Genomic DNA, 21,717 nt, shown 5'->3' on the forward strand with positions numbered 1-21,717 from the left:
AAATTTCTGTGAACAATACTGTTTTGGGATTGAAAAATAGATTAAGGGTTATTATCGGCGGGGGAAAAGAGAAAAAGGTGCAGTAAAAATTCAACAAAAAAGACGGCGCGTGTCGCGGACACCGCCGTCTCTCTGTGCTTATTTATAATATTTGTTCTCAAATTCAGTCCAAGATTTGGAGAACTCGTGATTTTGGAAAGCTTGCTTTAATCCGGTGATTTGCTTGAGACGAATGATCTCATCTGGCTCCATGCCGAGATTCTCGGCAATCTTCTCGTCGCTCCATCCTTCCTGAGTCAGCGATAGGACAATTTGGGACATCGAACGAATCTGGTGCGTCCCTCTGGCACGATTATGCCTGATCGTTGATCCCATACGCTCGGCAAGAGGTTTATCGATAATGGTTAAGGGCAAATAACCATAGGTTCTTTTTAAAATATCCTGATGTTCTTTGCCAATACGTAAGCGATGAAACCCGTCGGTAATTTCGTAATGATGATCGGTGATTTTATAGGCTACGATCGGCTGTGTGAAGCCATCCAGAAGGATGGATGTGTAGAGCAGTTTCATTTCTGCAGGAGCTACTTTGTTAGGGTTATAAGCATTTGCATAGATTCGATCGGCTCGTATCCATTGCACCAGGTCGACCGGTTCGGAAAAGGGGGATACTGTCCGCAGCTGCATTCGAATCTTATTTAGCGTTTGTACTTGCTCCTCCAGGCTCATTCGCTTAATCATCTGCTTTAATCTATCCAGCAGTGCTTCCAGCTCCGAATTAGCTTCGGATAATTGTATACTTTCTTCCATAGGCCGGGGCCAACTCCTTGTCGCTTCTTCTCAATAAAAACCAGAAATTTCTGGTGGTTCGATAGATCTCGAAACCTTGCTCCAGATAATAATTCTTAATATATTCCAAAGCAGTAGAAGTTCGAATGGGCATGTTGAGCTCTTCACAGTAAGCGAATCGGGCCGCGGTCAAAGCCTTGAATAACCCTTGTTTGCGGTACCCGGGCTCTACATATTCCGTAGTAAACAAAATATACTCGTCCATGATCCTTAACGAGGAAAAAGCGACAACCATCCCGTTTCTCTCGATGAGAAACCATATTCTATCGGATTCGTTGCGCAAATAAGGCATTTGACGAATATATCGTTCCTCTGCAAAAAAACGGCCCATCTTGGAGTAAAATATGGCTTTATCATATTTTCCCTCAAAGCACTGAATTGTTTCCATAGTGATCCTCCGTGATTGCCCTGCGCATGTATTTGTCCTGAGCATCCTCCAAATAGATCAGATTCCGATACTTCTGCCGGAGCTGCTTCAAATGCTGCACATCCGACTTTGTGGGGGCAAAACTGAGCCGTCGCAGCCAAAAGTCGTTCTTCTCGATCGCTCTCGCTACCCTCCGCCAGGTCGGAAGCTTCTTGCGAGCCTCCAGCTTGCGGTCTGCTTCATCCGGGATGCTTGCCAGCTGAATGCCGTGAAAAGACCACCACCGCAAAAAGGACTTGATCTTGCGGTAATAATGATCCCGCAGTTCAGGCGCGTAAATGCCAAGGCTTTCCAGTAAAAAAACGCTATATTGCTGCCAGGTCATGGCGGCTGGTTTTTCCGATTTCATATTTCCGAGCAGAGAAGAACGGGCGTAAATATTGCCAAAGTTCACGCCATGAACCCGGCTTACAACCCTTTCCCAGGTTTCGGGCTCCAGGGCGCGGAACTGGTCCAGTCCGCTGCGCTGATCATCGCCGTACGGTTGGCATAATCTTTGCTGATGAATGCTCAAGCCATTTTTGTACATCAGCTCATAGATGTCGTTAGAAGCAAGGTTCAACTGGCTTACCGCTCCCCAGATATCCTCCGTTTTCCAATCATATATCGGATAAAAGTTATAAATCGGACTAGGTGAATCAGGAGCGCGCAACTTCGTTGTCCAGACATAACCCAGGTAGGTATCTTTGGTTTTGTTAATAATGGTATTAAATCGATGAAGGCTCTCATCGCTGCGGATGGCAATACCCGCTGCAGCAGGCCCACGATGTATCTTCTGAAACCAAACACTGAAACGAGACGTAAATTCCTCGAACTCCATCCCTTTATAGAACCATGTCCAGTCCTCCGGCAGGTTGTCCTCATTGATTACGCAATCATGTACAGGCATGTTCCTAACCCACTTGTTCCGTTCCAGACGATCCCAACAGATCCAAGTAGGCTGTATCACGGATACTGCGTTGCGCAAGGAAAATGGCAAGCAACACCAATAAAAGTTCTCAACTACATCAGCCGTAATCCGGCGCAATTCTTCAATATGCTGAATCGTTGCTTCATATTGCGCTTCCAAATCAATAAATAAAACGCTAAAGGTTCTATTTTGTTGTCTGGCAATGTCAGCGCAAAGCTGGAGCATGACAGAGCTGTCCTTTCCACCGGATACACACAGGTAAATCGAATCAAAATTGGAGAATACCAGGTTGAATCGTTCTCGCGCAGCAGTTAATACATTTTTGGCCGAATATACCTTGGGGATTTGGAACACCTCCAGACTTAAAAATCCGCAATTTTATACAATATCTGCCTTAAACCACTTCGGCTGATAAAAATCATACAAAATTCTCATAATTCGACAGGAAGTATGTTCCAAATTGATCTTTTGATGTTCCGAATAAGATTATTCCGATAAATTTTTTCAAAATTAGACAAAACCTTGGGCCTTTATTGTATTGAGAACAAAAAAATATTAATTGGGAACAAAGACGGCCCCTGAAAACCCTGAAAATATATCTTGAAAACATACAATTAATTAAGAAAACATCAATAGCTAAATGATTTATATTTACATCTATATAAAGGGGAAGTACAGGAATGATGGAGAAGCTTGATGCGCTTGCATCCAGACTCGCTAACCAACAGACTCTCCAGGGGCTCCGCAGGGGGCTGTTATATTTGATGCCGCTTATTTTGATCGGTTCCTTTATATTGGCGCTGACGAATCTGCCCATTCCGATCTACCAGAGTTTTCTGGAACATACGCTTGGAGACGGGTGGCGGGACATCAGTCTATCGATTTACCACGGAACGCTGCAGATCCTGTCCATGACAGCCCTGATTACAGTCAGTTATGCCTTGGCAGGCAAAGAAAATCTTGTGATTTCCGGAGAGGTAAACCCTATCGTTATTGTAATAACGACATTTGCTTCATATATTACCTTCAGCAATGATTCGAAGCTGATCCCTAACGCTGCGGAAGCAGGGACCGCCTGTATTTCCGGAGCACTGATCATATCTGTATTAGCTTGCAAGATGTTCTGTTTCTTTTACAATTGCCGCGATCGCATCCGTCCCTCGAATTTAATCGATTATCAGGGAAGCTCCCGAATCCGTTCTTCTTTTCGGGCTGTTATCCCCTCACTGCTTACCATTCTCTTCTTCAGCGTAGCAAGGCATTGGTTCGATGTTATCCAAATAATGCTTCAGCGAATCATTCACGAGGCCTGGTTCTCAGAATACAACTATTTCTCAGCGTTGATGATAATTCTTCTAACACATGTCTTATGGTTCCTAGGCATACATGGCGGTAATTTTATGAATAATACGATGTCAGGGGCAGGAACAGAAGTTTCTGAGAACGCTATCTCCGCCATATTTACAAAAGAATTTTTTGATATATATGTGTATCTCGGCGGGGCCGGCGTTACTTTGGGACTGCTCGTCGCTTTGCTATTGGCCGGAGAGAGGGGAGGAGAACGGCGGCTAGCGAGGATTTCTATTCTGCCGGGCATTTTTAACATCAACGAGATCATCATTTTCGGTCTGCCTATCCTATTCAATCCTTATTATTTGATTCCGTTTCTGATGTCGCCTGTCATTCTAGGGATTACCTCCTGGATAGCCGTATATATAGGCTGGATTCCTCCGGCAACCCATGCGGTTGAATGGACAACCCCTATTTTTCTATCCGGTTATCTTGGTTCAGGATCTATGGCTGGAGTCGTATTGCAGGCGGCAAATCTGATATTGGCCGTGTTGATTTATATGCCTTTTGTCCGACTGCAGGCCAGGCAGCATCACCGCTCGCGGATGACGGCCTTCAGGAATCTGGCCAGCGAAGTGCAATATATTCAAGCCGGTCAACAGAGAAGCTTTTTGAACCGACATGATGAAACAGGTTACCTGGCTCGCGCTTTGGCGGCCGAAATCAGGGACGGTTTGCTCCATCATGCCCCGTCCTTTCATTTGGAATATCAGCCAAAGGTAAATTATAAAGGCGAAGTGATGGGGGCGGAGGCTTTGCTGCGATGGATGCATCCGGTTTATGGCACCGTATCGCCTCTGGTTATTTTAAGCCTTTGTGATGAAGCTCATTTAACCCATCAATTGGGGCAATGGATCATCCATCAGGCCTGTTGCGATTGGAAATATTGGCATGACCAAGGATATGAGCAGGTTTCTTTGTCCATGAACTTAAGCCCGCAGCAGCTGAAGGAGGATGATTCACTGGTTGAAGTTGTGGAATCGTGTATTCGCCGATTTGAGGTTGACCCTCATTGTATTGAACTGGAACTTACAGAGAATGCCACCATTGATCTAAGTGAGGCTACTTTAAACAAACTTAAGCAAATCAAGGAAATGGGGCTGAGTATCTCGATTGATGATTTTGGAGCCGGTCACAGCTCATTGCTGTATTTGTGCGATTTATATGCCAATGTGGTTAAGCTGGATGCTTCGCTAATACGTACGATCACCAGTGATAGGTACCGCCGGCAGATTGTAAAATCCTTGATCTCCCTTTGTAGTCAATTAAAGGTCAAGCTTATTGTGGAAGGTGTAGAAACACAGGAACAAATGGAATTGCTTCATGAGTTCGGCTGTGAATATTATCAAGGGTATTATTTTAGCAGGTCGCTGGACAGCGATAGCTTTATGGAGTACTTGCAGCAGCATGGATGGGTCCGGGATCGAGAGGATACTCAAGCAGGGAGACTTACCTCTAGCTGAGACATAATTCATGAAGGATTTAAGCAATTACAATATTCGGGTCGATTTTTGTCGTATTAAGGACAATGAGTGCCCTATTGGGATCATTCCGCCCGATTCTCTAAAAAAAGCATACTAAAATAAATATAAATGAAAGTTTAAGCTTCCTCGGGAATAGTCTATTAAAAATGAAGTGAAAGGCGGTGAGTTTTATTGGATATTCTTAGGCCGATTGATGGCGTGTACCAATGTATCAACAATCCGAACAACCGACGAAAATATGTATTAAGGGAAGTCGAAGGCAGCTTACCGGTTCTTGTGCGAATTGAGGGAGATGACGACGATAAAGCGGTACATGAGAAAGAGCTGTCGCCCCAAAATGATCTGTTTGCAAAGCTTCAAATTAACGGAAGCATGGGAGAAACAGGGGATTTAACTCATTTAGGATTGGTTGAAAATGATGGCGAATCCGTAGATTTACAAAAATTGAGTCTGGCAAGTGAGGTATCGCGCATAAAAAAATATCTGAGTTCCCCGTATTAGAAAGATCCTGGAGTGATAGGCTCCAGGATTTTTTTGTCTAATCGGAGTAGGCCGCTGCACTGAAGCTTTCCGGTCCCCTTCTGGCGGGGAACTGTGTAGGCGCATCGCCTTTGCTCACAAACGCCTGGTAGATCAAAAATCCCGAGTTGGGTGGAGTGTAGTCTACTCCGTCAGCTATGACAGCTTTGAGGACTGTTCCCATCGGCAGAAGTTCCGTCAGGGAGTATATAAGTACGGCATCTGGTCCGGTACCCCGGAAGATATCTATGGTAATCGGTGTTTCTTCACTAATAATTCCACTTATGGTTACCAACGCAGTGAATTGAATGCGCAGATTTGGCCCCGCTTCGGAAACATCCAATCCCAGGGTACCAAACAGCATGGGTGACGAGTCAACCAGAATGATGCCGATAGACCCGGTTGTGCTGGAATTTTGCGATACTTGCTGGTCCAAAAAACGTCCCACCTTATTCACCTCCTCGCCTTATTCCTAATTACCCTATGATAATTTTTAGCGGAGGTATAGGCAGTAATAATACCGTGGCAAAAAATGGCTCTATCCTAGTCGGATCTTAGCAGGAGAAATTCATAATATCGCTTGAATAAAGCTAATTCATTCGGGTGATTTTATATAAAAGTATCCAGCTTCAGCGAAAGGAGCTATTTATAGTGCAGAAGCTCTATTCGGATTTGCAGCGGAATGAAGCCTATCTTCGCCAGCTGTATAACCATTGTTCAGATGTAATGTACCATTCTTTCCTGATCGAAGGCAGGACCAAAGCTTTGATAATGCATATCGAGGGATTAGCGGATACTGAAGGAATTGAACGGTTTGTTGTTACTCCACTAATGCTGGAGGGGAACGAAAACTGTGAGGATATAGGAGATTTGATCAGACGAAGAGTATCATCACTGCAAGTGAAAAAATTTACTTTATTTAGCGAGTGCGCGGAAGCTTTATCGGACGGCAATACGATATTGATCATTGAGGGGCAGACAGCCTGTTATAGCTTTGGCATGACAAAGTGGGAGAAACGGGCCGTAGAAGAGCCGTCTGCAGAAGTAGGAATCAGAGGGCCCAGGGAAGGATTTACCGAAGATTTGCGTACCAATACCTCACAAATCAGGCGCATTATTAAAACTCCGAAGCTTAAAATGGAATCCGTTAAAATCGGCGAATATACACGGACGAGTGTCGTTCTGGCTTATATTGAAGATCTTGTGGACGAAACACTGATTGAGGAGATCCGGAGCCGGCTTAACCATATCCGGATCGACGGCATATTGGAGAGCGGTTATATTGAGGAAATGATTGAGGATCATCCCTATTCCCCCTTTCCGCAATTGCTGAGTACCGAGCGGCCGGATGTCGTCTCCAGTTGTCTTCTGGAAGGAAGGGCGGCGATTCTGACGGAAGGTACACCTTTTGTTCTGGTCGCTCCGGTTACTTTCTTCTCGCTGCTCCAGTCGCAGGAGGATTATTATCAGCGTTCAATAATTACTACAACCATTCGCTGGTTGCGCTACAGCTTTGTTGCCGTTGCTCTTTTGCTTCCGTCCTTATATGTGGCCGTGATTACCTTTCATCAAGAGATGGTGCCCGGTTCACTGCTCATTAGTATGGCAAGCTCCCGGGAAGCTGTTCCTTTTCCGGCATTAATAGAAGCGTTAATTATGGAGATTACCTTTGAAGCGCTGCGCGAAGCGGGAGTGCGGCTGCCTAAGCAGGTCGGGGCTGCGGTCAGCATTGTAGGAGCGCTGGTTATCGGACAGGCGGCGGTTCAGGCCGGATTGGTGTCGGCGCCGATGATTATTGTGGTGGCAATTACCGGGATATCTTCGTTTATGATACCGCGCTACATTACAGGAATCGCCGTTCGATTGCTGCGTTTTCCCTTGATTTTTCTGGCGGGCAGCCTTGGGCTTGTCGGGGTCGTGATGGGGGTTATCGCGATTGTGCTGCATATGTGCAATCTACGCTCTTTCGGAGTGCCCTATCTGTCCGAGATTAGCACACCCAATTTCAATGAATGGAAGGATACTCTGGCCAGGGAACACTGGTGGAAGATGAACACGCGCCCGCGGTTTATAGGCAAATACAAGAAATACCGGCAGCCCCCTGGACAAAGACCGGATCCAACCCGCGGAAACGGCAAATAGATTGGGATTGGGCAGCTTCAGTGAGGAGTGTTGAAACTATGAAAAAAGCTTGGATCTTGAAAGCTGTGATTTCTTTTCCGCTGCTTCTATTGTTAGGCGGCTGCTGGGACCGTATTGAACTTGATGATATGGCCCTGATTTCTGCGCTCGCTTTTGATGAAGCCGAGAATAATGAGGTTCGGGCAACCGTACAGGTTATCCTTCCCCAGGCCCAGATCGGATCGGGAACATCCGGAGGAGGCACTTCCCCAGCAGTGGCAAAGACTACGGTTCAATCAGAAACGGGCATTGATATTGCAGATGCTCTCTCCAAGCTGCAGCGGGAATTATCCAGAGATATGTTCTGGGGGCAATGCAGAATCTTTATTTTTAGCGAGGCGGTTGCTAAATCCGGAATACGACAACATCTGGATTATTTAGTTCGATTTCCTGAGTCAAGAGAGCGTGCCTATATGTTTGTAAGCAAAGGAGAAGCGTCGAAAGCGCTTGAAGTGTTTCCTAAGCTGGAGAACTCCTCGGCCGAAGTGCTGCGAAGGCTGGCGGATCTGCATATCGGCATACGGGTCACGCTGCACCAATTGAGTCTCATGCTGAACGGGGAATCCCAGGCGGCCATTTTGCCGATGGTCCATATACTTCCGGAAAAAGAATCGGCGAAGCCGCTGGAGACCATTCCATATCTGATGGGGAGTGCCATCTTTAGAAAAGACAGAATGATCGGGGAATTGTCTGAAGGGGACACAAGGGGGGTAATGTGGCTGAGGGATGAAATTAAAGAGTACACGGTCGTGTTTAAAGCACCGGAACCGGAGCAGGGCATTATCGCTTTGAAACCCGTGTGGGCCAACATTAAGCTGATTCCCAAGATTGAGGATGATGTATGGAAGATAACGGTTAAGGTGGTGACAGAAGGGGATATTATAAAGAATAGTACCTCGCTGAATCCTATGGACCCGTCTTCCCTTCAAGCTATGAACAGGGGATTCAAAAATGATGTCTACGAGCGAATAAAGGTAGCTCTTGATAAGACTCAACGTGAGTACAAGATAGACATTTTGGATTTCGCCCGGGAGTTCCACCGGAAATATCCCAAACAATGGGAGAAAGTGAAGGATAACTGGGAAGAACGATTCCCCGAGGTGCAAATTATAACGGATATTGAAACAAAGATTCTTAGACCGGGATTAATCTCTTCATCGCAGGGAGACGTGAAAATGAAATGAAATGGCATTTTTTTCTGATGATTTTGATCATGACCTTGCTGGTCATTCTGCTGGAGTGGAAGGGACTGAAAACCAGACCAATAAGGGATAAAGTTGTATTTATCTCGCTGCTCCTTCTGGTGCTGGGCTTGTCCATGCTCGACCTCCCCAATACGCCGGGGCCAACTACCCTGATCCTGCTCATCTATAAACCGCTCGAGAGACTGCTGGAGCTGTAACGTAATTGCATGGGATTGACTAAACAAGGAGAGGTGAGAATTGATGCTGGAAAAAGGGGGAATTTCCTCTTTTCAAATGGGGCTTATGCTGTACCCGGCTGTACTGGCTTCCGGTTTTCTGGTATTGCCTACGTTAACAGCCCAATATGCACAAAATGATCTTTGGCTCACTGGCTTATTGGCGGCTGTAGCAGGGGTTATTGCAGTATATACGGCAACCCGTTTACATGAATTTTACCCCGGACAGACGATTATTCAATATAGCGTAGAAATTCTCGGCAAAGTTCCCGGGAAAATATTAGGGCTTTGGATTATTTTTTATAATTTACATACCGCGGGTGCAATCACCCGGCAATATGCGGATTTCGTAACCGGCAATTTCCTGTTCAAAACACCTGTCATGGTGATTATGGTAACGCTGATGTTTCTATGTACAATCGCCGTCCGCGGCGGTGTAGAAGTGTTGGCCAGAAGCAATGTTCTTTTCTTTCCCGTATTTATATTCCCAATCTTTTTTATGCTGCTGCTGATTCCAGATCTGGACCCGAAGGCGATTCTCCCGGTTTTAAGTCATGGGCTCACTCCAGTACTTAAAGGTTCGTTCTCTATGATGGGCTGGTTAAGCGAGTTTTTTCTGATGAGTTTTCTGCTGCCCAGTGTGACGGATCCGCAGAAGGGGAGAAAATGGGGGTACATTTCGCTGGTCATTATCGTGCTGCTCCTTACTTACTCCAATCTGATGGCATTGTTTTTGCTGGGACCGGACTTAGGCAATAAATTGTACCCGCTTCTTGTTGTCTTTCGTTATGTGAGCATCGGCACCTTTTTGGAAAATTTGGAGGCCTTTCTGCTTGGGATGTGGGTGGTCGGACATTTCTTGCAAATCAGTTTATATGTTTACGCGGCTACGCTCTCAATAACCCAATATTTTCGGGTTGCGGATTATCGTTCGGTTGTTTTTCCGATCGGGCTGTTTTGTCTAGTGCTTGGTATTTGGGATCTGCCCAATTTTTCAGTCTTTGCATATTGGATCAAGACGGCGGTCCCCTTCCATATCATGACTACCTACCTGCTTATGCCACTGTTTTTGCTATTTGTTGCCGTCCTGCGCAGACGGAAGAAAAAGCATGAACATAATTAGAAATAGGGGAAGCACTGCAGAAGGTATTTTAGCGTGCTCCCGATTTTATTAGGTGTATTTGGAGCAGGCGCTCCATAGAAGACTCAAATCGTTGCGAGCTAGCTTGCCGCACCATTATGTAAGCGCTATACTCTTCTTAATCTATTATTAGAGAGGATGATGATCCATGAGCAACCCTTCGTCTGATCTTGTAAATGGAACAGGAGGTCCGATAGCGCCGCGGGATCCGGTAGCCAAACGCAGTGAGTTATACATATTGCATGAAGCTATGATTGAAGCAACGCCTCGTCCGGATGGGACGTTCTCGCAAGAAATTTACCTGGACGGCAATCGGCTTGTGGATAAGGCGCGGATTGCGGGCAATGTATCAGATGAAGCTATTCTTGAGCTTCTGAAGAGCTCTAGCGGGTTTCGCCGACTGGTACACAGTATTGGAATCTCCGTTCAAGCGCATGAAGAGGAGATTGCTCAAGTTCATTTTACGCTTGAGCATCGAGGGAAGAACAAATCGGGATCCCGAATGAGCACCTCATGCCCTGCTGATGGCTCGGAAGCGCTTCTGATCCTGGACGATTTCGAAGCATCTCCGGATGATGATGTTCTTGCCAAATTCGCCTTTGAATTCGATCGAGCAGGCGCTCTGGCGACGACTAGCGTTGTTTTCTATCTGAATGATGGTTACCGGGTTCCGGAGCTTGTGAATGATTCACCGGTCGAGTTCGAGTCGCAGTCCTATCGGGAGATGATTAAGAAGTCTCTCATGTCTCCGGGCAATAACAAGAGATTGAAGGCGGCCATCGAGAAGGCGAAAAAAGGTGAATCTGTCACGATCGCTTACATTGGCGGCTCGATCACTCAGGGCGCAGGGGCAGTTCCGATTCATAGTCATTGTTACGCTTATCGTTCTTATGATCTCTTTAAACAAATGTTCGCTCCACAGGAGGGCAGTTCGATTCGACTGATCAAGGCCGGTCTGGGGGGCACGCCGTCGGAGCTGGGTATTGTCCGCTATGATCGGGATGTACTGAAGGAAGGAACCGCCCAGCCGGATATTGTCGTTGTGGAGTTTGCCGTGAATGATGCGAACGACGAGACGGAAGGAAATTGTTACGAGAGCCTGGTGCTCAAGGCGCTGAACGCAAATAGCCGGCCCGCGGTAATTTTACTGTTCAGCGTGTTTATGAATGACTGGAATCTTCAGGATCGTCTAGCTCCTGTCGGACGGCATTATGATCTTCCGATGGTTAGTGTGAAGGATGCCGTTGTAGAGCAGTTCCGCTGGACTGCAGATCAGGGCAAGGTCATCTCTAAAAAGCAGTTTTTCTACGATATTTATCATCCTACCAATGCGGGACATAGAGTTATGGCCGATTGCCTGGCCTGGCTATTCACAGTTACCGACCAGACCATCTCTGCGGAGGAGGATATCTCAACGGACAAGCCGCCGATTATCGGGAATAATTATATGGGGATTCAACTCTTGGATCGCCTGAATGGCGAAGGGATCGCTCGGATTGATGCGGGGGGATTCCGGGAGACAGATACCGATCTGCACACAGCAAATATGGACGATCATACTTACGGAACACCACAATTCCCTAATAACTGGATGCATACCGCTAAATCAGGGGTTGATCGCTTCAGGATGACACTTCGGAGTAAACGGCTTATTCTGGTGTTCAAAGACTCCGGAGATCCTGAATTCGGTACGGCAAATCTATGGGTAGACGGAAGGCTGGTGAGGCAGGGTGATCCACATATCGCGAATTGGACACATTGCAATGCGGTGATCCTCTATGACGAACAGGATTTGATGGAGCATACGGTGGAGATCGAAATGGCAGCCGGACAGGAGGACAAGCACTTCACGATTTTAGGGTTCGGTTATGTGCTGTAAATTAGACAACAACATAGAAACAAAGCAAGTTCTTCTGATGAACAAAAGCCACGACCAAACGACCAAGCAAAAAGCAACCATTTATTATAATGGTTGCTTTTATGATTTCCAGCAGTTTAATCCTGAGAAAAAGGGAAAATAGCAGAAGCGGGAGTTGTTTTTATTTTACCTTGTTGCTTCGAACTTTCCACCCGGCTTCCGGATGGATCGATGACGGAAATAATACGTCCAAATTGATACACCAACGGACAAAAACAGGATCTGCATGAGCGTACGGGGGATCAAGGCGTCTTCAGGACTGGTATAGAGGCCGTTAATCGCTATGTATAGATTGGCAGGAAACATGGCGATCAGCAGTAGCGACAGCCCGCCAGATGCCCAAAGGACAGTAGGACGCCACAATAAACCTATCGCTCCGATCCATTCCAGCACACCGGTGATCGTTACGATGAGGCCGGGATATGGCAGAACAGGCGGGACCATATCGATGAGCTCCGTGCGAAGATAGACGAAGTGAACCGTCCCGGTCAGCATGAACATCGCCGCGAGACCGCCCCGAAGCGCAACCGGCCATGGGCGCAATCGCTGTACACCGACAGCACCTGCAATGAGAAGAATAACCGTGACGACAATCAGCACAATAACGGGTTCCATAATATAACCTCCTAAATAGTAAATCATTAATGAGTATAGGTACTAAACACTTTGTCTAAAAAAAATTAGCGCCTAATTATGGGATAAACGTTCTTCCAATTTCGTTAAGAAATCTTTGATCCCTCGCGCCTGTTCGTTAGGAGCATCCCCCAATACCTCTACAACCATATGTTTAAATTGGTTCAGATATTCCAAGTGACGGGCATAGGCGATTTCACCTTTAGGGGTGACCTTAAGCATCAATCTGGACTGATTGCGGGCATCTTTTTCTTTGCTCACCAGCCCTTTCTGCTCGAGCTTTTTCAATACCTGGGATATAGCTCCTTTCGTTACGCCGCAGCGTTCAGCCAGCGCTGTAATGTGAATGCCTTCATGCTCCTTGATTTCAGCGAGCGTATAGATCTCGGAATGAAATAACGGTTCCTCTACACCATAATCCCTAATCTTTCGATCTTGTTTCCCAAACGCCTGGAACACGTCCAGAAGGAGACTTCCAATGCTCTCATTTGTAAGTTTCTCACTGTTCATCATGAAAGTAGTGTATAGCAACTAAACCCTTTTGTCAAATCCTTCCCTTACTTGTAAAACAAGAGGCAACAACCGGGGATAACCTTTCGAACTGATCAATCGATAAAACCAGTCCTCCATGCCGTTGAAACCTCCTCTTCGACAGTGATACAATTTGAACAGTTCCTCAAAATAAAATGTCCTCGATGGAGTCCTATGAAAAAATCTTTACCCAATATTTTGACTTTTCTAAGAATCCCTCTGTCCCTTTTGATGCTGGTATGTATAGAAAGAACAAGCATTTTATTAGTGTTGTATATAATTTGCGGAATAAGCGATGTGCTGGATGGATTTCTTGCCCGTCGCCTCAACGTAGGTTCTTCTTTTGGTGCAAAAATTGACAGTCTTGCGGATGTTGTTTTTTATAGCGTAATAATTATAATCACGCCGCTTTTAATACCCACTGACAGGTTGTTTATTGTTATATTTGCTTTGGTGGCTACCGTCAGGTTATTCAATGTCGCGCTTGTAAAGCGAAAATTTCGGCAATGGGGTGGACTGCACACAATCGCCAACAAAGCAGCGGGCCTTACATTGATCGCCTTGTGGCCGGTTTGCATTTACCTTGGCTTTATACCGGTATGGGCCGTCGTCACGATCGGAAGCATAACCTTTCTATCTGCACTGGAGGAAAGCGCTTTGTTGCTGTCACGTAAATCGTACAATCCAAACGAAAAAAGCATCTTTTTGCGAAAACATAAAAATTAAATGCCCTCCAGGATCACTTCGCCAATGAACAGTTTCCCATCTCGGCTTGGTATAGCCGTATAATAGCTTATGCATTTACACTGGTCGAGCAACAGCCCGCTCAGAATTATCAAGGAGAATACTTATCCAGATATTTCGATGCGGCGTTGCGGATACCTCAGAACAAGTGCAAGCAGTATTTATAGGAAGTAGATATTGGGCAAGGAGGGCCAAAATGTGGCAGAACAAGCAAAAGTTGAACATAGAATAAAACGATAAGACGATAGTTCAGATTGACTTTCGTAAAGAATGATTGTAATATATAGCCAAATGTTAGTGATCACTAACTATCGGCAACAAACCATACTGAGAAAGGTATATGTTTGATGAATATGCAGACCTTGGACAATAAAAGTAAATTGATGCTGACCGCTATCGATTTAATGGCTGAAAAAGGATACAAAGGTGTCTCGACCAAAGAAATCGCCGCAGTAGCAGGTGTCAGCGAGATGACTTTGTTTCGCAATTTCGGAAGTAAACAGAATTTGCTTGAGCAAGCCGTTGATCGTTATCATTACTCCGTTGAAATGGAAAAGCTTTTTAAAGAGGATATCAAATGGGATTTGAAAGAGGATTTATTTACGATTTGCCAAATGTACCATGACATCATGCAGCGTAACCGCAAATTGTTTATTATCGTCTTGAGTGATAACGAATTAACAAGTATCCGCGAGAAGGCAGACAGGCATCCGCGCAAATTTCTGGAATTGTTAACGAAATATTTTGACGAGATGCAAAGTAAGCACAAAATGATATCCACGGACGCGCAAACTCAGGCTATGACGTTGATGTGGCTAAATTACGGAGCTTTTATGTCGCAGTTGTTCGGTGCGTCGTTTACTGAAGTTACGATGCAAGATTTTATGCATTCGAGTATCGATCTATTTGTTAAGGCATTGACCCCATGATTTTTTTACTCATAGTGTTAGTTAGTACTAACAAACATAATAAGCGAGGTGTAGTGATGAATCAAAGCGAAAGCATCAGAATGGTCGGGCAAACCGCATCTGTTGGTTTTCAGGTAGGAGTTCGGAGGACGCTGCCGATTTCGCCGGCTCAGGCATGGATGTTTCTAACCTCCCCTGAAGGTTTAAAATTATGGCTTGGAACGGTTTCGCTCCGTACATTCCAAGAGGGGGACACCTTTCAATCCAGCGAGGGAATTAGCGGACAATTCAAGGTGGTTAAACCGTTGAAACAAATTCGTTTAAGGTGGAAGATGAAGGGCTGGGACAAACCGTCTACGCTGCAAATTCGATTGATAGCCGATAAATCTGACAGAACCACGATCAGTTTTCATCAAGAATGCCTGAATCAGTCGGATACACGGGAACAAATGAAGCTTTATTGGGAAGACGTACTGAACAAAATGAGGGAAATAACGGGTTCTTCCCGTGAATCATAATAAGGAGATGAATATAAATGAATAAGTTCAGCCATATCGATCTGCGAGTGACCAATCTGGAAGTTGTGCTGCCTTTTTACGAAAAGCTTCTTCCTGAGCTGGGATTTACGCGCACCTTTCATAGTGCAAATTGGCGGGTGTTTGCCGCTGAAGGAGAACTTCCTATGGCCCCGTACTTTGCCATTACAGAGGATGCCGGACATACACCGAATGAGAATTTAATCGGGTTTTGGGCCAATGACCGGGAAGAAGTGGATCACATCGCCAAGCTGGTTGCAGAAAATGGGGGGGAAATAAACGGCGGCCCCCAGCTATTCCCGATTAGCCCGACCTATTACGCTGTCTATTTTGAGGATCCTTGCGGAAACAAATATGAGATGGTGCATCGCTTAAATTAGTGGGGGAGGGTTCCAAGCCTTCGACTTAATCTTCCCATGCTCAACAAGCGATCATGGACGCCTGCTAGCCCATTAATATAGGCAGAGCAGAGCTGAAGGGAACCGGAATCGACCTGCGGCTGGTAGTAGCCCGCAATAAATAAGCTCCTGAAGCTGTCTCTTAAGACGGTTCAGGAGCTTTTTAAAGTTCTAGGATAAGAATGCTTCTTCTCCTTTTGAGGGTTGGTCCGCTTCGGTCGCAAGGCCGATATCCTTGTTGTTGAGAATGTGGTCTTCCAATACAGCAGATTTGTGCCGTACTCTCTAATAATATGAGTCTCTCCCCACATGCAGAGCGAGTCGAAAATCGGTTTCAAGCTCCAGCCTTACTCGTCAGCTCATTTCCCACTTTGGGCGGGACCACCGGAATTCTAACGAAACTGGAGATCGCTATTTGCGCCGAAAAGGGCAAACTAAAATTCTAACGAAACTGGGTGTCGCTATTTTGACAAATAAGGGGCTAAGTAGCGGTTTTTTGCCCAAATAGCGTTATGGAGTTTCGTTACATTTCCATACCCCTCATTTTTGCTTAAATAGCGACATGGTGTTTCGTTAGAGTTTTGCTGGGGTTCTCCTGGGGTTCTCCTGGAGTTCTGCTGAAGTTCTCTTGGGGTTCTCCTGGAGTTCTGCAGGAGTTTTGCGTAAATTCTGTTGAAGTGCTTGTGAGAGTTTCGTTAGAGTTTTGCCGGATTTGCTGGAGTAAGACAGGATTTCCATGAGAATTCAGCAGAAGTTCCACCAGCGTCTCGTAAGACTTATTTTCAGCAAGGCCATTTATGAAGAAAACTCCAGCGTAAAGGAGCGGGAAATCACAGGCTAATCAGCTCTAAGCTCACGCTCAGAGCTGACGATCAACGGCCTGTTGGCGGCGTGCCGCTTGAAGAAGATTCCATCCGAGGAGGACCAGTATGCATCCGGTTACCAGGATATAACCTCCGAGCACGGGCCGCAGCGCTGCAAGCAGGGAGGCATGCTCCTGACCCACAGAGCCGGCCGCTGCATTTTTTATCGCTCCAAGCCCCAGCGCGGCCCCCATAACCATCCCTAAATTGCGTGTCAAAGCGATCATGCCTCCGATAGAACCGGTATGTTCTTTAGGGGCATATTGCATGATGAAGCTGTTATTCGGCGCGGACAATAACCCCATCCCGATGCCGAGCAGGCTCAGCGAACCAAGCAGCATAAGGACGTTGGCCTCCGTCTGGTCCGGGACCAGGGCCAGCACGATAAGAGCAAGGCCCATGCCAAGCATGCCGAGCAGCATAAGCCGCCTGGACCCATAACGATCGGACCAACCCCCGGCAACGGGGCCAGCAACCCCGAGCAGGATCGGATAGATGGCCATGATATAACCGGAAATCGAAGGTGAAAATCCGGCCTTGCCTGTTAAGTAAAAGGGCAGGGCAACGAGAACGGTGTTTGCCATCATGAACGACATCGTGCTGATCATCAATCCCCCGGAGAGCGGGAAAGTGCGGAACAGCCGGATCGGCAGAAACGGTGACGAATGGCGCAGCTCCCACAGCAGAAAAGCTGTAAATCCTGTGATGGCTATGATGAACGCCACCGGCTGAGCGGCTGAGATGGCGTAAATCATAGAGGCGATTGAAATGATGAACAGGATTGCGCCAAGGCGGTCAAGCGGGACTTTTCCGGTGGCTGATTCCCGTCCTGCCATACTATTCTTCTTGCCGGCGGGAATATAGCGAATAGCGAGCAGAGTAGCCATCAAGGATACGGGAACATGGACCAGGAAAAGCCATTGCCAATTCAGCCATTCAGCAATAAATCCGCCGGCGATGGGGCCGCTCATGGCGCCCAAAGCAACGGCCGTGCTGACGATACCGAGGGCGCGTCCCCGTTGTTCTTTGGGCAAATAGAGAGCAATGATCGCGATATTGGTCGCCTGGAACATCGATGCTCCGACTGCCTGTACTGCCCGCAGAATCAGCATAATTGCGATATTGGGGGAGAAAGCGATCAAAATAGAGCTGAGTGCGAAAATAACATACCCGGTATTATGAATTGTTCGATGGCTGTAGCGGTCCCCCAGCTTGCCCATCAATGGAAGGAGGGAGGCGATTACGAGCAAATAACCGGTGGTGATCCATTGAACAACGCCAAGCTCGCTATGAAACAGGTCGGCGAATTGCGGTAGCGATACATTCATGACACCGGCTGTAAAATGGGAAACAAAAGCACCTAGACATAAAGCTGTCATCATAAGAAAACGATTCATGAGTTCCTCCTGCTTGTATAGAATTTCGTTTGTATCGTTGTTATTTAGTTTAGAAACTAAACCAAATAAGCAAAAAAAATTAATGATTTTGCTGCAAAAAATCGTTGAGTTTGTCGATGCATTTTTCAAATATCTCTATTTCCTGGGCGCTTACTTGGGTGCGTAGCTGGTTGTAAAAACCCAGATGCACCCTATCGTGGGCCGCATTGGCTTCTTGTCCCAAAGCTGTAAGGGAAAGGACGATCCCCCTGGCATCATGCGGATGCGGCGAACGGACAACCAGCTCTTTGGCCTCCAGCCGGGCAATAAGCTGGGTGACCGCACCCTTGGTGATGCCCAGACGACTGGCAAGTTCACTCATCAGCACATTGCCCTCGGGGCCGATTGCCGTTATAGTATGGATTTCACTTGGCGTCAGCGGCCCGGCTGAGCCAAACGTGTGAGGCTGACGCTCCAGGCGGCGCAGCTGCATAATGAGTCTGCCAAGATTACGGCTACCTTGTTGTTCCTGCTCGGTTATTGGGGTTGGATTTTTTTTCATGGGTATAGTTTAGTTTCTAAACATAATGTTTGTCAAGCCATTTCATCCGGCAAAAGCTTACGAGCTTAATCGGATATAAGCAGGGCAGTTCTACAAGCTGACAAAAAGGATATAAAAAGCACTCTAACAGGGCGAACGGGATTTCTAGACTTCAATCACGCCGATTGGACGGCTCAATCACGCCGACTGGATGCGCTTCGTGCTTTTCTCGTCACGTTGACATAGCAGTCCTTGCCATCCAAGTCCGGATGAAGATCAGATCGGTTTTACAAGTTCAAAAATTCTTAAAAATTATTTATTTAAAAAGGGATCTGACGAGGGGCTGTCTACAGGCCGGATTAAAGCGTTTTTTCTGAGAATCTATTACATTATCCAAGCGATTTGGGACGTTTGTACGGATTGACAATACTATATATAGGTGGTAAATTGATTTAGCACAACAAGATGTTGTTTGTTTATAGGTTTTTAACCTTTATATTAGAAATACAGGTAAGAGATAGATTGTAAGGGGAAAAGTGAGGGAGTATCGATGTTAATTGCGTATGATTCCAAGACAGGGAATGTAAAACGGTTCATTCAGAAGCTCGACTTGCCTGCCGTGCAAATTGACGAGGGCATGACGCTGGAGGAGCCGTTTGTGCTGATTACATATACGACCGGGTTCGGTCAGATACCATCAAGAGTCTCGGCGTTTTTGGAACATAATCATGGCCGGATGCTCGGTGTGGCGGCCAGTGGTAACCGCAATTGGGGCGAGAGATTTGCAAAAAGTGCGGACTTGATCTCCGAGCGCTACCAGGTGCCGGTTGTGGCTAAGTTTGAGCTATCCGGGACGAAAAAGGATGCGGAGATTTTTAAGCAGGAGGTGAGCCGGGTTGCGGCATATTGAACTGAACAATCAATTGATGCAGCGTGATGAGAACGGGTTCTTCCAGCTGGAGAAGGACCGGGAAGCTGTCGCTGAGTTTATGAAGGAAGTAGCGGGTAGAACGATGATCTTCCCGACTACGGCCGATAAAGTACGGTATATGATCGATCATGACTACTATGAAAATGTGTACGACCGGTATACGGCTGATGAAATAGATCAAGTATTTGCGATTACCCATAGCTATCAATTTGAATTCCCGTCCTACATGGCGGCATCGAAATTTTATACGGACTATGCGTTAAAGACGAATGACAAGTCCAAGTATTTGGAGCATTATCCCGATCGGGTGGCTATCGTAGCGCTATATCTTGGCCGAGGAAATGTAGATACGGCCGGCACGCTGGCACGATCGATGATGGAGCAGCGGCTGCAGCCAGCTACCCCGACCTTTCTGAACGCGGGCAAGAGCCGGCGCGGCGAGATGGTCTCCTGCTTCCTGCTGGAAATGGATGATTCTCTGAACTCTATCAACTACGTATTAAATACGTGTATGCAGCTGTCCAAGATCGGCGGGGGAGTTGCGGTCAACTTGTCGAAGCTGCGCGGACGCGGCGAAGCGATCAAAGGCGTGGAAGGCGCGGCCAAAGGCATAATGCCGGTGCTGAAGCTGATGGAGGACGCCTTCTCCTATGCGGACCAGATGGGACAGCGCAAAGGCTCGGGCGCAGGGTATTACAATATTTTCGGCTGGGATATCGCTGAGTTTCTGGATAGCAAGAAGATTAACGCCGATGAGCGGATTCGCCTGAAAACCCTGTCGATCGGTTTGATTGTGCCGAACCGCTTCTATGAACTGGCCAAAGCTAACGAACCGCTTCATGTGTTTGGCCCATATAGTGTATACCAAGCTTACGGAATACATCTGGATGATATGGATCTGGACGTGATGTATGACAAGCTGCTGGCGGACGACCGGGTGAAGAAGAAGAAATTAATGAGCGCACGGGACATGCTGACGAAGATCGCTATGGTTCAGCTGGAATCCGGCTATCCATATATCATGAACAAGAGCAACGCGAACAACCAGCATGCCTTGAAAAATATCGGACAGGTCAAAATGTCCAACCTGTGTACGGAAATTTTCCAGCTGCAGGAGACATCGGAGATTAAGGATTACGGTCACGAGGATATGATTCGCCGCGATATCAGCTGTAATCTGGCCTCGCTGAACATCGTGAACGTGATGGAGCGGAAGAAGGTCCGTGAATCCGTACATGAAGGCATGGTCGCATTGACAGCTGTAAGTGACATGACGAGCATTGCGAACGCTCCAGGCGTTGCCAAGGCGAACCGGGAGATGCATTCCGTCGGCCTTGGGGTCATGAATCTGCACGGCTTCCTGGCCAAGAACAAGATCGCATATGAGAGCGAAGAGGCGAGGGACTTTGCCCGTACGTTCTTCGCGATGATGAATTATTATTCTCTGGAAAAAAGTATGGAAATTGCTGTTCAGACGGGCGAGGTTTTCGCCGGCTTCGAGCAGTCCGAATATGCGACAGGCGAATATTTCAGCCGTTATGTGGATACGGATTACCGTCCACGCACGGATAAGGTGGCTGGACTGTTCGAAGGCATGTATATTCCTTCTCCGGAGGATTGGGCTGAGCTGCAGCAATCAGTGATGATGAACGGGTTGTATCACGCCTACAGGTTAGCCATCGCGCCAACCGCAAGTATTTCCTATATTCAGAATGCGACATCCAGTGTGATGCCTGTCGTGGAGCAAATCGAGACCCGTACTTATGCCAATTCAACGACTTATTACCCGATGCCGTACCTGAGCGCGGAAAATATGTTCTTCTATAAATCGGCTTATCAAATGGATCAGTTCAAGGTGATCGATCTGATCGCAGAAATTGCACCGCATATTGACCAAGGTATCTCGACGGTTCTGCATGTGAACAGCAATGTGACGACCCGGCAGCTGGCGCGCTATTATTTGTACGCCGCACATAAAGGGCTGAAATCGTTGTATTATACGCGGACGAAGAAGCTGTCTGTGGAAGAATGCCTTACCTGCTCAGTGTAACAGAGAAGAA

Annotated in this window: 21 protein-coding genes and 1 pseudogene; 13 read left to right on the top strand and 9 right to left on the bottom strand. The window is 46.7% G+C overall.

The window, feature by feature from the left end; all coding sequences use genetic code 11:
* Positions 1–138: 138 nt before the first annotated feature.
* From BN1360_RS14210 to BN1360_RS14220, 3 genes are read right to left on the bottom strand one after another with little or no spacing between them, the layout of a single operon-like run.
* Positions 139–807: an IbrB-like domain-containing protein gene (locus BN1360_RS14210; protein WP_082790070.1), complete on the bottom strand. Its 669-nt coding sequence runs from the start codon at positions 805–807 to the stop codon at positions 139–141.
* On the bottom strand, positions 776–1,234 hold the full coding sequence (locus tag BN1360_RS14215) for a GNAT family N-acetyltransferase (protein WP_068780515.1): 459 nt from the start codon (positions 1,232–1,234) through the stop codon (positions 776–778). Before BN1360_RS14215 ends, BN1360_RS14210 begins: the two co-directional genes overlap by 32 nt.
* A complete protein-coding gene (locus tag BN1360_RS14220; RefSeq protein ID WP_229521010.1) occupies positions 1,212–2,537 on the bottom strand; it encodes a DUF3440 domain-containing protein in 1,326 nt (441 codons plus the stop codon). Before BN1360_RS14220 ends, BN1360_RS14215 begins: the two co-directional genes overlap by 23 nt.
* Before the next feature lie 326 nt (positions 2,538–2,863).
* Between BN1360_RS14220 and BN1360_RS14225 the strand changes: the two genes are divergently transcribed.
* On the top strand, positions 2,864–4,996 hold the full coding sequence (locus tag BN1360_RS14225) for an EAL domain-containing protein (RefSeq protein WP_068780516.1): 2,133 nt from the start codon (positions 2,864–2,866) through the stop codon (positions 4,994–4,996).
* Between the two features lie 192 nt (positions 4,997–5,188).
* Positions 5,189–5,518 carry a hypothetical protein gene (locus BN1360_RS14230; protein ID WP_068780517.1) on the top strand — a complete coding sequence of 110 codons (330 nt, stop codon included), beginning with the start codon at positions 5,189–5,191 and terminating at the stop codon, positions 5,516–5,518.
* 37 nt (positions 5,519–5,555) lie between these two features.
* Here BN1360_RS14230 and BN1360_RS14235 read toward each other — a convergent pair whose 3' ends face one another.
* Positions 5,556–5,984: a hypothetical protein gene (locus tag BN1360_RS14235; RefSeq protein ID WP_068780518.1), complete on the bottom strand. Its 429-nt coding sequence runs from the start codon at positions 5,982–5,984 to the stop codon at positions 5,556–5,558.
* Positions 5,985–6,187: 203 nt separating this feature from the next.
* Between BN1360_RS14235 and BN1360_RS14240 the strand changes: the two genes are divergently transcribed.
* The 5 genes from BN1360_RS14240 to BN1360_RS14260 all read left to right on the top strand — a co-directional run bounded on the left by BN1360_RS14240 (position 6,188) and on the right by BN1360_RS14260 (position 12,157).
* A complete protein-coding gene (locus BN1360_RS14240; protein WP_324254269.1) occupies positions 6,188–7,678 on the top strand; it encodes a spore germination protein in 1,491 nt (496 codons plus the stop codon).
* Between the two features lie 38 nt (positions 7,679–7,716).
* Positions 7,717–8,901: a Ger(x)C family spore germination protein gene (locus tag BN1360_RS14245; RefSeq protein ID WP_068780519.1), complete on the top strand. Its 1,185-nt coding sequence runs from the start codon at positions 7,717–7,719 to the stop codon at positions 8,899–8,901.
* Positions 8,898–9,119, top strand: a complete 222-nt coding sequence (locus BN1360_RS14250; protein ID WP_068780520.1) for a hypothetical protein — start codon at positions 8,898–8,900, stop codon at positions 9,117–9,119. The genes BN1360_RS14245 and BN1360_RS14250 overlap by 4 nt, the downstream gene beginning before the upstream one ends.
* Positions 9,120–9,162: 43 nt before the next feature.
* Entirely contained in the window at positions 9,163–10,260 is a 1,098-nt protein-coding gene (locus BN1360_RS14255; RefSeq protein ID WP_068780521.1) for a GerAB/ArcD/ProY family transporter, read from the top strand.
* A 166-nt stretch (positions 10,261–10,426) separates the two neighbouring features.
* Positions 10,427–12,157, top strand: a complete 1,731-nt coding sequence (locus BN1360_RS14260) for an SGNH/GDSL hydrolase family protein (protein ID WP_068780522.1) — start codon at positions 10,427–10,429, stop codon at positions 12,155–12,157.
* 165 nt (positions 12,158–12,322) lie between these two features.
* Here the strand turns inward: BN1360_RS14260 and BN1360_RS14265 are convergent, their stop codons facing one another.
* Positions 12,323–12,811, bottom strand: coding sequence for a DoxX family protein (locus tag BN1360_RS14265; protein WP_068780523.1), 489 nt, complete (start codon positions 12,809–12,811; stop codon positions 12,323–12,325).
* 72 nt (positions 12,812–12,883) lie between these two features.
* The gene (locus BN1360_RS14270; RefSeq protein ID WP_195714266.1) at positions 12,884–13,342 is read right to left on the bottom strand and encodes a MarR family winged helix-turn-helix transcriptional regulator; all 459 of its coding nucleotides are present in this window, start codon (positions 13,340–13,342) and stop codon (positions 12,884–12,886) included.
* A 192-nt stretch (positions 13,343–13,534) separates the two neighbouring features.
* Between BN1360_RS14270 and BN1360_RS14275 the strand changes: the two genes are divergently transcribed.
* From BN1360_RS14275 to BN1360_RS14290, 4 genes are all read left to right on the top strand, one after another.
* Positions 13,535–14,086, top strand: a complete 552-nt coding sequence (locus tag BN1360_RS14275) for a CDP-alcohol phosphatidyltransferase family protein (RefSeq protein WP_068780525.1) — start codon at positions 13,535–13,537, stop codon at positions 14,084–14,086.
* A 371-nt stretch (positions 14,087–14,457) separates the two neighbouring features.
* Positions 14,458–15,033, top strand: coding sequence for a TetR/AcrR family transcriptional regulator (locus BN1360_RS14280; protein ID WP_068780691.1), 576 nt, complete (start codon positions 14,458–14,460; stop codon positions 15,031–15,033).
* A 56-nt stretch (positions 15,034–15,089) separates the two neighbouring features.
* Entirely contained in the window at positions 15,090–15,530 is a 441-nt protein-coding gene (locus BN1360_RS14285) for an SRPBCC family protein (protein ID WP_068780526.1), read from the top strand.
* A 17-nt stretch (positions 15,531–15,547) separates the two neighbouring features.
* Positions 15,548–15,928 (top strand): VOC family protein, encoded by a 381-nt coding sequence (locus tag BN1360_RS14290; RefSeq protein WP_068780527.1) that lies wholly within the window; start codon positions 15,548–15,550, stop codon positions 15,926–15,928.
* A gap of 189 nt (positions 15,929–16,117) precedes the next feature.
* Here the strand turns inward: BN1360_RS14290 and BN1360_RS25975 are convergent.
* The 3 genes and pseudogenes from BN1360_RS25975 to BN1360_RS14300 form a co-directional block, all read right to left on the bottom strand.
* Positions 16,118–16,328: pseudogene (locus tag BN1360_RS25975) on the bottom strand (winged helix-turn-helix transcriptional regulator); the annotation flags it as partial.
* Between the two features lie 477 nt (positions 16,329–16,805).
* Positions 16,806–18,206, bottom strand: a complete 1,401-nt coding sequence (locus tag BN1360_RS14295) for an MFS transporter (protein WP_068780528.1) — start codon at positions 18,204–18,206, stop codon at positions 16,806–16,808.
* A gap of 79 nt (positions 18,207–18,285) precedes the next feature.
* Positions 18,286–18,747, bottom strand: coding sequence for a MarR family winged helix-turn-helix transcriptional regulator (locus BN1360_RS14300; protein ID WP_068780529.1), 462 nt, complete (start codon positions 18,745–18,747; stop codon positions 18,286–18,288).
* 529 nt (positions 18,748–19,276) lie between these two features.
* On the opposite strand from BN1360_RS14300, the gene nrdI reads away from it, so the two are divergent.
* Positions 19,277–19,636 (top strand): class Ib ribonucleoside-diphosphate reductase assembly flavoprotein NrdI, encoded by a 360-nt coding sequence (gene nrdI / locus BN1360_RS14305; RefSeq protein WP_068780530.1) that lies wholly within the window; start codon positions 19,277–19,279, stop codon positions 19,634–19,636.
* Positions 19,623–21,707, top strand: a complete 2,085-nt coding sequence (nrdE, locus tag BN1360_RS14310; RefSeq protein ID WP_068780531.1) for a class 1b ribonucleoside-diphosphate reductase subunit alpha — start codon at positions 19,623–19,625, stop codon at positions 21,705–21,707. The genes nrdI and nrdE overlap by 14 nt, the downstream gene beginning before the upstream one ends.
* The last annotated feature ends 10 nt before the right edge of the window (positions 21,708–21,717 follow it).

The organism is Paenibacillus sp. GM2, from assembly GCF_900069005.2.
In the GTDB taxonomy this organism is placed as follows: domain Bacteria; phylum Bacillota; class Bacilli; order Paenibacillales; family Paenibacillaceae; genus Fontibacillus.